Genomic DNA, 12,214 nt, shown 5'->3' on the forward strand with positions numbered 1-12,214 from the left:
CCGGCATCGGAGGGAGGGAGGGGGAGCCGATGCCGGGGCGCGGGGGTCGGGACATTTGCGAACCGACGGGTGCAGATAATACCGGCCGCCGCGTGCAAGTCAATACTGATCGGTACACAAAATGTCGCAGGCCCTCAGAACCGCCGATATTGCAGGGCCTCGGCCAGATGGGCGCGGTCCAGCAGGCCTGCGCCGCCGTCCAGGTCGGCGATGGTGCGCGCGACCCGCAAGGTGCGGTGATAGGCGCGGGCGGACAGGCCCAGACGCTCGAGCGCGGCCTCGAACCAGCGCCGCTCGGCCGGTCCGAGCGCGCAGTCGCGCTCGAGCTCGCGGGTGCTGATTTCGGCGTTGGGGCGCCCCGCCCGCTGCAAGGCGTAATCGCGGGCGCGGATCACTCGCCGCCGGACCGTGGCCGAATCCTCGTCATGCTCGCTGCGCGGCGCGCCCAGCTCGGCCAGCGGCACACGCGGCACTTCCACGCTGAGGTCGATACGGTCGAGCAGTGGCCCGGAGATGCGCGCGCGGTAGCGCTGCATCTGGTCCGGCGTGCATTGGCAACGCTGGCGGGGGTCGCCGGCATAGCCGCAGGGGCAGGGATTCATCGCCGCCACCAGCTGGAACTGGGCCGGGAAACTGGACTGTCGCGCGGCGCGGGAGATCATGATCTGTCCCGATTCCAACGGTTCACGCAGCACGTCGAGCACGTGGCGGCTGAATTCGGGCAGCTCGTCGAGGAACAACACGCCATTGTGCGCCAGCGAAATTTCGCCCGGTCGCGGATAGGAGCCGCCGCCAACCAGAGCCACCGCGGAGGCGGTGTGGTGCGGAGCGCGGAACGGCCGATGGCGCCACTGCGCCGGATCGACCGGCTGCCCGGTCACCGAGAGCACGGCGCAGGTTTCCAGCGCCTCGGCTTCGGTCAGCGGCGGCAGGATGCCCGGCAGGCGCTCGGCCAGCATGGTCTTGCCGGTGCCCGGCGGCCCGACCATCAGCAGGTGGTGGCCGCCGACAGCGGCAATCTCCAGCGCCCGGCGCGCCTGCAGTTGGCCGCGTACGTCGCTCATGTCCGGGAACGATCGCGCCTCGCCCTCGCTGCAACGCCCGGGCGCCGCGAGCGGCGAGGCGTCGTGCAGCCAGCCGCAGACTTCGGCCAGGCTGTCGGCCACCATCACATCCACGTCGGACACCAGGGCCGCCTCTGCTGCGTTCGCCCGCGGCACGACCACGCGACGCCCGCGCGCCCGCGCGCGCAGCAGCGCCGGCAGCACGCCGGAAACACCGCGGATGGCGCCGGACAGCGCCAGCTCGCCCAGGAATTCGCAGTCGTCGAGCTTTTCCCGCGGCACCTGACCGCCCGCAGCCAGGATGCCCAGCGCGATGGCCAGGTCGAAACGCCCGCCGTCCTTGGGCAGCTCGGCCGGGGCCAGATTCACCGTGACCTTGCGGTCCGGATAACTGAACGCGGTGTTCTGGATCGCCACGCGGACGCGATCGCGCGCCTCGCGCACGGCCGCCTCGGGCAAGCCGACAATATTGGTGCCGGGCAGGCCGCCGGACAGGTGAACTTCCACCATCACCTGCGGCGCGGTCACCCCTTCCTGGGCGCGACTGAGCGTGACGGCCAGGCTCATGGACGGGGCGGGCGACCGGTGGGGAGACGGCCGCGGAGAAACGCACTCATGCAGCAGCTCCGGTCAGTGGGGCATAAATAACCGCCCCCGACCATTCTCGGGGTGAGGTGACAGGTCGGGGGCGGCTCCCGGGAGACGGCTTACAGCTTAGGAACCGCGAGCAGCGGCCATCGTCTCCAGATCGGCGATGCGCTTTTCCAGCTCATCAACCTTGGCGCGCGTGCGCGCCAAAAGCTGCGTCTGGACATCGAACTCTTCGCGGGTGACCAGATCAAGGCGGCGCAATCCGTGCGCCAGGACATCGTGAAAGTTGGTTCGCAAATCCTGATGCGCTTGAGCCAATCCTGGCGGCACCAACGAAACAAGTCGCAGGGCAAGTTGATCGATATCCTGCCTATCCATCATGGATAGCACCTCGAACTCGTCGAACTGAAGTCTAGATAAACGCGCTTTGTGACCGCCATCGGTGGGCTCCGCCATGGGTTGTAGGAATTGTCCTACACGAGGGGGCGAGGCGACAGCGAAGCCGCGACAGCGCAAAATGCCGGTTCCACGTCGGCCGCCAGCCGACGTCCACGACGAGGAGCCCCCATGAAGCTGGTATCGGCGGTCATCAAGCCGTTCAAACTGGACGATGTGCGCGAAGCGCTGGCCGAAGCCGGCGTGCAGGGCATCACGGTGACCGAGGTGAAGGGCTTTGGCCGGCAGAAGGGACACACCGAGCTCTATCGCGGCGCGGAATACGTGGTGGACTTCCTGCCCAAGATCAAACTGGAAGTGGCGGTGGCCGACGACCAGCTCGAGCGTGTGGTGGATGCGATCCAGAACGCCGCCCGCACCGGCAAGATCGGCGACGGCAAGATCTTCGTCAGCCCGCTGGATCAGGTGATCCGCATCCGTACCGGCGAACTGGACAACGACGCGCTTTAGGCGCCGCCACCCGGCGCGGCCTGCGCACGCTCGAAGCGGCGGTGATGCACCAGCAGGCCGCTGAAGTAGGCCACGTAGTAGCCCACCAGCAGGCCGAACACGAGCATGGTGAGCGGGCTGTAACCGAGTGTAGGAGCCCCTGAGATGCCGGGTTCCACGGCAGTCATCTGCGGCATCACCACGGCAAAGCGCCACGCCAGCCGACCGACCAGCAACGCCGTGAGCACGGCGCCGATCCATGGATTGGGGATGTAGCCATCGCCGCCGTCCGCGCGCCGCTCGAAGCGGGTGAGCCGCAGGCCCACCATGCCGAGCACGATGCCCACCACCGCACCACCGAACAGGCCTTCGAGCAGCGGCGGGTGCCGCAGGCCGAACAGCGCCATCAAGACGCCCAGCAACGCGAAGATCGCGATACGGACCAGCATGCGCCCGCGCCGGATCGGCTGACGCCCGAACTGGCTGCGCACGCGGCGCCAGACCAGCAGCCCCATGACCGGAACCATCACAGCGAGTGAAGCGAGGTGCGGTGTCATGACGTGGAATCCCCTCCGTTTGAAGGCGTCAGGCTAACGCCCCTCGGCGCGACCGCGCAGGGCCGGCTGCCAGGCATCGCAGGTGACGGCTGTCACCCGGCCCGCCGAAATGTCACTTCGCCTTGCCCTGGTTGGCTACCGCGGCCATCTTGGCGGCGATCGCCTCGGCATCGCCCAGGTATTCGCGGCGGATCGGCTTCAGCTCGGCGTCGAACTCGTAGACCAGCGGAATGCCGTTGGGGATATTGAACTCGACGATGTCCTCGTCGGAAATGCCGTCCAGGTACTTCACCAGCGCGCGCATCGAGTTGCCGTGCGCCACCACCAGCACGCGCTGGCCGCTGCGGATGGCCGGCGCCAGCACCTCGTGCCAGTACGGCAGCACGCGGGCGACGGTGTCCTTGAGGCATTCGGTGTCCGGAATCTGCGCCGGGTCGAGCCCTGCATAGCGCGGATCGTGCAACGCCTCGTTGGCGCTGCGTTCCAGCGGCGGCGGCGGCGTGTCGTAGCTGCGGCGCCAGATCTTCACCTGATCCTCGCCGTACTTGGCGGCGGTCTCAGCCTTGTTGAGGCCGGTCAACGCGCCGTAGTGGCGCTCGTTGAGGCGCCAGTCGGTGAGCACCGGGATCCACATCTGGTCCAGCGCTTCCTGCACGCCCCACAGCGTGCGCACGCAGCGCTTGAGCACCGAGGTGTGCGCCACGTCGAACTGGTAGCCGGACTGCTTCAGGGCGGCGCCTGCCTCTTTTGCCTCGGCGATGCCCTGCGCGGTGAGGTCGATGTCGGCCCAACCGCTGAACCGGTTGTCGAGGTTCCACTGGGACTGGCCGTGGCGGATCAGGACGAGCTTGTGCATGGGATGGCAGCGCAGGAGGAAAGCGAAAATGGTGAATGGCGCCGGGCCGGGCGTCAAATCGCACCGTGCCGGAGGTCACGTAAACCGTCGCCGTCCCGGCCGCATCTATGGTGGCGTTGTGTCCCTCACGGCCGGCCGCCGATGCGTCCGCCGCCACGCCATGCCAAGGAGATTCCCATGCGCCGCACCGTGCTCGCTTTCGCTCTGATCCTCGCCATCCACCCATTGGCCGCCGCCGCGCAGGACGACATCGACAAGGTCAACGGCTCGGTCCATGTCGAAGCTGGCCAGCAGGTGGGCGATGCCAGCACCGTCAACGGCGCGGTGCATGTGGAAGACGGCGCCACCGTGCGCAAGGCGAGCACGGTCAACGGCGCGGTGGAACTGGGCGACAAGGCGCAGGCCCGCGAGATCGGCACGGTGAACGGCGCCGTGTCGCTGGGCGAGGGCGCCCGCGTCAGCGGCAAGGTGGAGGCCGTGAACGGCAGTATCCGGCTCGATCGGGGCGCCGAGATCGGCGGTCGCGCCTCCAACGTCAACGGGGCGATCACGCTCGACGCCGCGCACGTGGCCGGCGGACTGGGCACGGTGGGCGGCGACATCACCGTCGGCGCCAACTCGCGGGTCGAGGGCGGCATCCTGGTGGACAAGCCCGGCGGCTGGTTCCACTGGGGTCAGCAGCGCCCGCCGCACGTGGTGATCGGGCCGCACGCCGTGGTGCAGGGCACGCTGGAGTTTCGTCGCGAGGTGGTGCTCGAAGTCAGCGACAGCGCGCAGATTGGCCCGGTGAAGGGCGCCACGCCGGTCACGTTCCACGGCGACACGCCGTAGCCACCCTCAGGAGCGCGCCGTGCGCGAAGGCTCTCGGTCACGTAGCCAAGAGCGTCGCGCGCAGGGTGCGCTCCTACAGCCAGTCGCGCGGCACCAGGTACTCGGCCAGCTTCGCCTCGGCGCTGCCCGGCTCGGGCGTATAGCCGTATTCAAAACGCACGCGCGGCGGCAGGCTCATCAGGATCGATTCGGTGCGCCCGCCCGATTGCAGCCCGAACAGCGTGCCGCGATCCCACACCAGGTTGAACTCCACGTAGCGGCCGCGCCGGTACAACTGGAACTCGCGCTCGCGTTCGCCGTACGGCGTGTCCCGACGGCGCTCGACGATCGGCAGGTAGGCGTCGAGGAAGCCCTGCCCCACCGCCTGCGTCAGTGCGAAGCAGCGTTCGAAGCCGCCCTCGTTGAGATCGTCGTAGAACAGGCCACCCACACCGCGCGTCTCGCCACGGTGCTTGAGGTAGAAATACTCGTCGCACCAGCGCTTGTAGCGGGCGTAGATGTCGTCACCGAACGGCGCGCAGAGATCGTGCGCCACGCGATGCCAGTGCACCACGTCCTCGTCCACCGGATAGAACGGGGTGAGGTCGAAGCCGCCGCCGAACCACCACACCGGCTCCACGCCCTCCTTGCTCGCCTCGAAGTAGCGCACGTTGGCGTGGGTGGTCGGCACGTGCGGGTTGCGCGGATGCAGCACCAGCGACACCCCGGTGGCGACGAAGCTGCCGCCAGCCAGCTCCGGCCGGTGCGCGGTGGCGCTCGGTGGCAGCGTATGGCCCGAGACGCGGGAGAAATTCACCCCGGCCTGTTCGAACACGGCGCCCTCGCGCAGCACACGCGTGCGGCCACCGCCGCCGGCCTCGCGCGTCCACGCATCCTCGACGAAACGCGCGCCGCCATCGGCTTGCTCGACGGCGCTGCAGATGCGGTCCTGCAGTTCGCGCAGGAAAGATTCGGCCTGGTCGGCTTGCTGGCTCATCGGTGATCGGCTGCGGAAGAGTGCCGCCAAGCTTAGCAAGCAGTCCTGCGCCGACGCTGCGGTGCGTCGGCGCGGAGTGCCTGGCCTCAGCTGGCGGTGGCGGAGATCAGCTCGAGATTGCGGCCGATGTCGCCGGACAGGAACTTCATCCAGCCCATATAGTTGCTGTGGATCAGACGGGTGCCGTCGCGCTTGACCTCGTACTTGAGGTTGGTGCTGTCGACGTAGCGAATCTGCACCTTCTCCACGCTGTAGTCCACGCGGATCTTGGCGACCCATTCGTCGCGACTGAGGCTGGCACTGACGCTGCCATCCTGCTGCCCGGTCACGGTCCAGCCGCGGCCGATCAGCGCCGCCTTCACCGCCTTGCCCACCTGCACGGCATTGAGGCCCGAGGGAACGCTGATCGGTGGCGGATCGACCAGCGGCGACTGGCGGAACGCCATGGTCAACAGCAGCAACGGAAGCAGCAGGACGAGCAGGTAACGGGATCGGAACACGAGACTTCCCCTGTCAAAGCGCCGACGGAATGCGGCGCGCGGAGTCTGCCCCGGCCCACGATGCGGCACAAGCGCAGCGGTGGCCCTCAGCCGATGCGCGACGCCATCCGGGTGTGACCGATCAGCGTGGCCCAGCGCACGCCCAGGTCGATCCACATCAGGTACGCCGACTCCAGCAGCAGCAGGCGCAGCGCGCGCGGGGTGAGTTGCAGGCGTGGTTCGGCGGCGATCGGCACGCAGGCGAATCCCAGCCGCCGCGCCAGCAGCTGGCAGCGCGCCAGGTGATAGCGACTGGTCACCAGCGCCACCGGCGGCAGTGGCGCACTGGCATCGGCACCGCGCAGCAGGCCACGCGCCTGGCGCAGGTTCTCCAGCGAATCGGTGGACTCGTGCTCCAGCCGCACCGCCACCTCCTGCGGCAATCCCTCGCGCAGCAGCCAGCGATGCCCGGCCGCCGCCTCGCTGACCGAGCTGCCGCTCATCCCGCCAAGCAGCAGCAACTGCTCGGCCAGCGCCTCGCGCGTCAGCGCCAGCGCGCGACCGAGCCGATGGCGGTAATCGGCCTCGGGCTCGTCGCGCTCGAGCCGCCGACCGAACACCAGCACCACCATCGGCGCCGGCGGGCGCAGCGGGCTGCGCCAGGCCATGCGCAGCACGTGCGCGAGATACCCCGCGAACACCAGGCCGCCGCTGAGCAGCAGCGCGAGCACGCTTATCAAAGCCGCATGCCAGACATCCAGGTCGGCCAGGTAACGCTGCAAGCGGGAAGGCGTGGCGGTGGCAGGCAAGCGTGGTGATCCAGGGTGGCTAACGGAAACAGTGTGGGCACTGCGGCGTACCCGGGCAATCCGTGCGCGATCATGCCGCAGTTCGCTACCGCGGGCTGACCGCAGCGTTTCATTGTCCCTAGGCAAGTCCGGATGGCGCGGCTAGGCTTTCCCGATGCCCGATCCGATCGTCCCTCTCGCTGTCAGCGCCTACACCGCCACCTCCGCCCTCGGTCACGGCCTGCAGGCACATCTCGATGCCCTGCTCGCGGAACGCGGTGGCCTGCGCCCCAACGCGTTTTCCAGCGCACCGCTGCCGTGCTGGATCGGCCAGGTGGACGGCGTGGAGGACGCGCCGCTGCCCGCATCGCTGATGGCGTGGGAATGCCGCAACAACCGGCTGGCCTGGCTGGGCCTGAACCAGGACGGCTTCCTCGACCGCGTGGCGGCGGCGCGTGCTCGCTACGGCGCCGGTCGCATCGCGCTAATGCTGGGCACCTCCACCGCCAGCATCGGAGCCACCGAGGAGGGCTATCGCCGGCTCGATGCCGACGGCGGCCTGCCCGACGACCTGCTGCGCCCGGCGATCCACGCGCCGCACTCGCTGTGCGCGTTCGTGGCGGCTGCGCTGGGGCTGGAAGGCCCGTGCCTGACCGTATCCACCGCATGCTCGTCCAGCGCCAAGGTGTTTGCCAACGCCGAGCGGCTGATCCGGCTCGGGCTGGTCGATGCGGCCGTGGTCGGCGGCGTGGACACGCTGTGCGACAGCGTGCTGTTCGGCTTCAACGCGCTGGAGCTGGTGTCGCCCGAGCCGTGCACGCCGTTTGACGCGGACCGCCGCGGCATCTCGATCGGCGAGGCCGCGGGCTTCTCGCTGCTGGAGCGCGTCGGCGCCGCCCCCGATGCACCGCGCCTGATCGGCTATGGCGAGTCCACCGACGCGCACCACATGTCCACGCCGCATCCGGAAGGGTTGGGCGCAGAGCTTGCCCTGCGCGATGCGTTGGCTCGCGCCGGCATCACCGCCGGCCAGGTCGACTACATCAATCTGCACGGCACGGCGAGCCAGAAAAACGACGAGGTGGAGGCCGCGCTGGTCAGCCGCAGCTTCGGGCCGCACACGCGCGCCAGCTCCACCAAGGGGTTCACCGGGCACACGCTGGGCGCCGCCGGCATCGTCGAAGCGGCGATCACCCTGCTCGCGCTGCGTGAAGGCCTGGTGCCTGGCAACCTGGGTGGCAACACTCCCGATCCCGGCTGCGGCCCGCAGTTCGCCTGGCACAACGAGCACCGGCCGCTGCGCATCGCGCTGAGCAACTCGTTCGGCTTCGGCGGCAACAACGCCTGCCTCGCCTTCGCCCGCGCGGAAGTCGCCGCATGAGTGCGCTGCGCGTCGCGGTACAAGGCCTGGGCGTGTGGACGCCGCAACTGGGCAACGTGGATGCGCTGCGTGCGCTGCTTGCCGGCGAGGCGGTAAGCGCGCCGCCGGCACGCCCGGGCGCGGCCACGCTGCCGCCGAACGAGCGCCGCCGCGCACCGGAGAGCGTGCTGCTGGCTACCGAAGTGGCCGACCAGGCGGTGGCCATGAGCGGCCGCGCGGCGAGCGAACTGGCCTGCGTGTTCACCTCCAGCCACGGCGACCAGGCGATCACCGATTACATGTGCGCCACCTTGGCGGCCACCCCCACCGAGCTGTCGCCGACCAAGTTCCACAATTCGGTGCACAACGCGCCGGTCGGTTACTGGACCATCGCGACCGGCTGCCACGCCGCCTCCACCGCCGTATGCGCGCACACGCATTCCTTCGGCGCCGGACTGCTGGAGGCGGTCAGCCTGGTGCTGGCCGACCAACGGCCCATACTGCTGGTGTGCAGCGACATCGCCGGCAGCGGTCCGCTGGCCGAAGTCACCGGCTGCACGCACTCGTTCGGCGCGGCGATGGTGCTCGCGCCAGCCGCGGTCGACACGGCACTGGCCACACTCTCGCTGCAGCTGTCGCCGGCGGGCGATTTGACCGCGGCGTCGCTGCCCGAGCCGCTGGCGACCTGGCGTGCCGGCAATCCCGCCGCGCGCGCGCTCGACCTGCTTGTACCCCTGCTGCGACGCGAAGCGCACGCGCACGTCGCGGCCTCGCCTTCGATGGAGTTGCATCTGGACATGGAGTATCCCGGTTGAACGATCTGCCCCGATGGTGCGTGCTGATTCCCTGCCTCAACGAGGAGGCGGCGATCGAGGCCGTGGTGGGCGCGGTGCTGGCGCTCGAGGCGCCGGTGATCGTGATCGACGACGGCTCGGATGACCGCACGCCCGAGCTGGTGGCGCAGCTGCCGGTCACGCTGATCCGCCACGCCACGCGACGGGGCAAGGGCGAGGCGCTGCGCAGCGGCTTTCGCGAGGCGCTGCGGCAGGGCTACGAGGCGGTGCTGACGATGGACGGCGACGGCCAGCACCTGGCCAGCGACATCCCGCGCCTGCTCGCCGCAGCGCAGCGCTGTCCCAACCACATCGTGATCGGCGCACGCCTGCTCGATCGCGCGCAGCAACCCAAGGGCCGCCGCCGCGCCAACGGCGTGGCCGACTGGGGTATCTCCTGGGCCTGCGCGCAGCCGGTGGCGGACACCCAGAGCGGCCAGCGCTGGTACCCGCGCAAGGCGCTGGAGCTGGTCGACCTGCCGGCGGAAAACTTCGTGTTCGAGGCGGCGATCCTGATCGCCGCAGCGCGCGAGAAAGGCCTGGGCATGGTCTCGGTGCCGATCGCCTCGCGTTACCACGGCACGTTCCGGCTCAGCCACTTCAAGCCCGTGCGCGACGTCACACGCATCACCACCTACACCATCGGCCGGGTCGTCCACTACGGCGCCATCGTTGCGAGTTATCGCCGCTCGCGCCGCGCGCCCACCGTGCTGCACGACGTCTAGCCGTCACGCTTCCGTCTTCACACCGCACCGGCTGCAGCGGCGCGCGCATGCGTGCACAATCGGAACGGACTCCGGGACGGGATGGACATGGGCGAGACGACGCATGATGCGGTGATCCTCGGTGGCGGGCTGGCCGGGCTGTGCTTGGCGCTGCAGCTGCGCGATGCCTTCCCCGAGCTGGACATCGTGGTGCTGGAGCGCCGCGCGCATCCGCTGCCGGAAGCCGCGCACAAGGTGGGCGAATCCACCGTGGAGATCGGCGCGCACTACCTCGCCCACACGCTGGGCCTGCGCGAGCATCTGGAAAGCGCGCACATCCGCAAGTTCGGCTTCCGCTTCTTCTTCAGCGACGGTCGCAGCGACCTCGAGGATGTCACCGAGCTGGGCGTGCGCAAGGTGCTGCCCACGCCCAGCTACCAGATCGATCGCGGCATCTTCGAGAATTTTCTGGGCGACGAGGCACGGCGGCGCGGCATCGATTTTCGCGACGGCGTGCGCGTGACCGGCTTCACGCTGGGCAAGCAGGGCGATGCGCATCAGGTGCGCGTCGCCGATGACGGTGGCGGCGAACGCACGCTCACCGCGCGCTGGCTGCTCGATGCGTCCGGCCGCGCCGGCATGATTCGGCGCAAGCTCGAGCTCACCCGCGACAACGGCCACCACGCCAACGCCGTGTGGTTCCGGCTGGACGACCGCCTCGCCATCGACGGCTGGTGCGACGACGCCGAATGGCAGGATCGCTGCACGCCGCGCGAGCGCTGGCGCTCCACCAACCATCTGTGCGGTCCCGGCTACTGGACCTGGCTGATTCCGCTGTCGTCGGGCGCACATTCGGTGGGCATCGTGGCGGATGCGGCAATGCATCCGATCGAATCGATGAATACTTTCGAACGCGCGCAGGCGTGGCTGGCCACGCACCAGCCCGCGCTGGCGCGCGAGGTGGCGCAGCGGCAGGACAAGCTGCTCGACTTCGCCTTCTTCCGCGACTACTCCTACGGCTGCGCGCGCATGTTCAGCGCCGACCGCTGGGCGCTCACCGGCGAGGCCGGCGCATTCCTCGATCCGTTCTACTCGCCCGGCACCGACTTCATCGCGATCACCAACACCTACATCACCGAGCTGATCCGGCACGATCGCGCCGGCGAGCCGGTGGCGCCGTACGCGCGGCTGTACGAGAGGCTGTTCGGCTCGTTCTACGAGAGCACGCTGGCGCTCTACCGCCACCAGTACCCGCTGCTGGGCAACGCCGAGGTCATGCCGATCAAGGTGATCTGGGACTACGCCTACTACTGGGGCGTGCTGTGCCAGCTGGTGTTCCAGCAGAGGCTGACCGACGCGGCGCTGTTCGCCGAGCTGGCGGACGAACTCGACGCCGCACGCGCGCTCAACGAGCGCATGCAGGCGTTCTTCGGCCGCTGGCATGCGCAGTCGCAGGCGCGCAACCCGCGCGCCATGCTCGACCAGGGCGAGCTGGCATGGTTCGCCGCGATGAACGCCACCCTGCACGACGCGCTCGACGACGCGGGCGTGCGCCAGCGCCTGCGCGAGAACGTGGCTTTGCTGCAGGGCTTGGCGCTCACCATCGTGGAACGCGCCGTGGCAGACGGCGGCGAGGCGCTGCGCGCCGCCATGGCCGATCTGGCGCTTTCAAAGCAGCGGCCCGAACTGTTCCGGGCCGCCTGAACGCGGCCGACCGCGTCGGCCGCTTGTGCAACGGGGTGTCTTACTGCAGGTCGCCGAGCTGGCTGCCCTGGGCCGGCTGCACGAGCCACTGGGCGACATCCTTGCCCAACGCCTTGACCGTGCGTCCAAGCACCGAGCAGGAGCCCTTGAAGCCGCCGAAGGCGCCACCCATCGAATTGCGCCGACCGGTGAAGTCGCCGATTTCCTTGCCGTCCTGATAGAGCTTGCCGCGCACGGTGACCGACTTGTGGTGCCCGATGAAGGCGTTGCCATCGGACGACGCATCGACGATCTCCATCACCAGCACCCGGCCGGGCGATGACGCACTGGCCTGGGGCGCGAATACGACGTCGGTATGGTTTTCGCGAGCGTACTCACGCACGAAGTCCGGAAGCTGTTCGGTCAGCTTGCACTCGCGCTTGACGGCTCCGGCCACCAGCGCGCCATCGGCGTACGGCACGGGCCGCTGCACCGTGACCGCGTCCGCCGCGTGGGCGACCGACACCGCGCCGCAGAACAAGGCGGCGGAAAGAATGAGGTAACGCATGATGACTCCCTGTACGGGACCCCCTTGGTCCCGTCGTCA

The 12,214-nt window shown here is 69.2% G+C and carries 14 protein-coding genes; 6 read left to right on the top strand and 8 right to left on the bottom strand.

The annotated features are described in order from the left end of the window. Positions 1-134: 134 nt before the first annotated feature. Positions 135-1,631, bottom strand: a complete 1,497-nt coding sequence (locus ACQVBX_RS13865) for a YifB family Mg chelatase-like AAA ATPase (RefSeq protein WP_431634820.1) — start codon at positions 1,629-1,631, stop codon at positions 135-137. A 147-nt stretch (positions 1,632-1,778) separates the two neighbouring features. Beyond that, positions 1,779-2,036, bottom strand: coding sequence for an accessory factor UbiK family protein (locus tag ACQVBX_RS13870; protein WP_431638189.1), 258 nt, complete (start codon positions 2,034-2,036; stop codon positions 1,779-1,781). 186 nt (positions 2,037-2,222) lie between these two features. Between ACQVBX_RS13870 and glnK the strand changes: the two genes are divergently transcribed. Next, positions 2,223-2,561 (top strand): P-II family nitrogen regulator, encoded by a 339-nt coding sequence (glnK, locus tag ACQVBX_RS13875; RefSeq protein WP_431634821.1) that lies wholly within the window; start codon positions 2,223-2,225, stop codon positions 2,559-2,561. Here glnK and ACQVBX_RS13880 read toward each other — a convergent pair. Together ACQVBX_RS13880 and gpmA are read right to left on the bottom strand one after the other, a co-directional pair. Further along, the gene (locus ACQVBX_RS13880) at positions 2,558-3,097 is read right to left on the bottom strand and encodes a CcdC protein domain-containing protein (RefSeq protein WP_431634823.1); all 540 of its coding nucleotides are present in this window, start codon (positions 3,095-3,097) and stop codon (positions 2,558-2,560) included. The genes glnK and ACQVBX_RS13880 overlap by 4 nt on opposite strands. Positions 3,098-3,209: 112 nt before the next feature. Further along, positions 3,210-3,953 (bottom strand): 2,3-diphosphoglycerate-dependent phosphoglycerate mutase, encoded by a 744-nt coding sequence (gene gpmA, locus ACQVBX_RS13885; RefSeq protein ID WP_431634824.1) that lies wholly within the window; start codon positions 3,951-3,953, stop codon positions 3,210-3,212. Positions 3,954-4,130: 177 nt separating this feature from the next. Between gpmA and ACQVBX_RS13890 the strand changes: the two genes are divergently transcribed. Beyond that, positions 4,131-4,784: a hypothetical protein gene (locus ACQVBX_RS13890; RefSeq protein ID WP_431634825.1), complete on the top strand. Its 654-nt coding sequence runs from the start codon at positions 4,131-4,133 to the stop codon at positions 4,782-4,784. Between the two features lie 73 nt (positions 4,785-4,857). Here ACQVBX_RS13890 and hemF read toward each other — a convergent pair whose 3' ends face one another. From hemF to ACQVBX_RS13905, 3 genes are all read right to left on the bottom strand, one after another. Next, positions 4,858-5,760 carry an oxygen-dependent coproporphyrinogen oxidase gene (hemF, locus tag ACQVBX_RS13895; RefSeq protein WP_431634826.1) on the bottom strand — a complete coding sequence of 301 codons (903 nt, stop codon included), beginning with the start codon at positions 5,758-5,760 and terminating at the stop codon, positions 4,858-4,860. Positions 5,761-5,846: 86 nt separating this feature from the next. Further along, positions 5,847-6,260: a hypothetical protein gene (locus tag ACQVBX_RS13900; RefSeq protein WP_431634828.1), complete on the bottom strand. Its 414-nt coding sequence runs from the start codon at positions 6,258-6,260 to the stop codon at positions 5,847-5,849. A gap of 86 nt (positions 6,261-6,346) precedes the next feature. Then, complete coding sequence (locus ACQVBX_RS13905) at positions 6,347-7,048, bottom strand: YdcF family protein (protein ID WP_431634829.1); 702 nt, start codon at positions 7,046-7,048, stop codon at positions 6,347-6,349. A 154-nt stretch (positions 7,049-7,202) separates the two neighbouring features. Here ACQVBX_RS13905 and ACQVBX_RS13910 point away from each other — a divergent pair, with 154 nt between their 5' ends. The 4 genes from ACQVBX_RS13910 (at position 7,203) to ACQVBX_RS13925 (ending at position 11,628) form a co-directional block, all read left to right on the top strand. Continuing rightward, positions 7,203-8,408: a beta-ketoacyl-[acyl-carrier-protein] synthase family protein gene (locus tag ACQVBX_RS13910; protein ID WP_431634830.1), complete on the top strand. Its 1,206-nt coding sequence runs from the start codon at positions 7,203-7,205 to the stop codon at positions 8,406-8,408. Next, entirely contained in the window at positions 8,405-9,202 is a 798-nt protein-coding gene (locus ACQVBX_RS13915; protein ID WP_431634831.1) for a beta-ketoacyl synthase chain length factor, read from the top strand. Before ACQVBX_RS13910 ends, ACQVBX_RS13915 begins: the two co-directional genes overlap by 4 nt. After that, positions 9,199-9,945: a glycosyltransferase family 2 protein gene (locus ACQVBX_RS13920; protein ID WP_431634832.1), complete on the top strand. Its 747-nt coding sequence runs from the start codon at positions 9,199-9,201 to the stop codon at positions 9,943-9,945. Before ACQVBX_RS13915 ends, ACQVBX_RS13920 begins: the two co-directional genes overlap by 4 nt. Positions 9,946-10,032: 87 nt before the next feature. Beyond that, positions 10,033-11,628 (top strand): NAD(P)/FAD-dependent oxidoreductase, encoded by a 1,596-nt coding sequence (locus ACQVBX_RS13925; protein WP_431634834.1) that lies wholly within the window; start codon positions 10,033-10,035, stop codon positions 11,626-11,628. A 40-nt stretch (positions 11,629-11,668) separates the two neighbouring features. On the opposite strand, the gene ACQVBX_RS13930 is transcribed toward ACQVBX_RS13925, so the two are convergent. Next, positions 11,669-12,175, bottom strand: coding sequence for a hypothetical protein (locus ACQVBX_RS13930; protein WP_431634835.1), 507 nt, complete (start codon positions 12,173-12,175; stop codon positions 11,669-11,671). Positions 12,176-12,214: the final 39 nt, after the last annotated feature.

The organism is Dyella thailandensis, from assembly GCF_050749815.1.
Lineage (GTDB): Bacteria > Pseudomonadota > Gammaproteobacteria > Xanthomonadales > Rhodanobacteraceae > Dyella_A.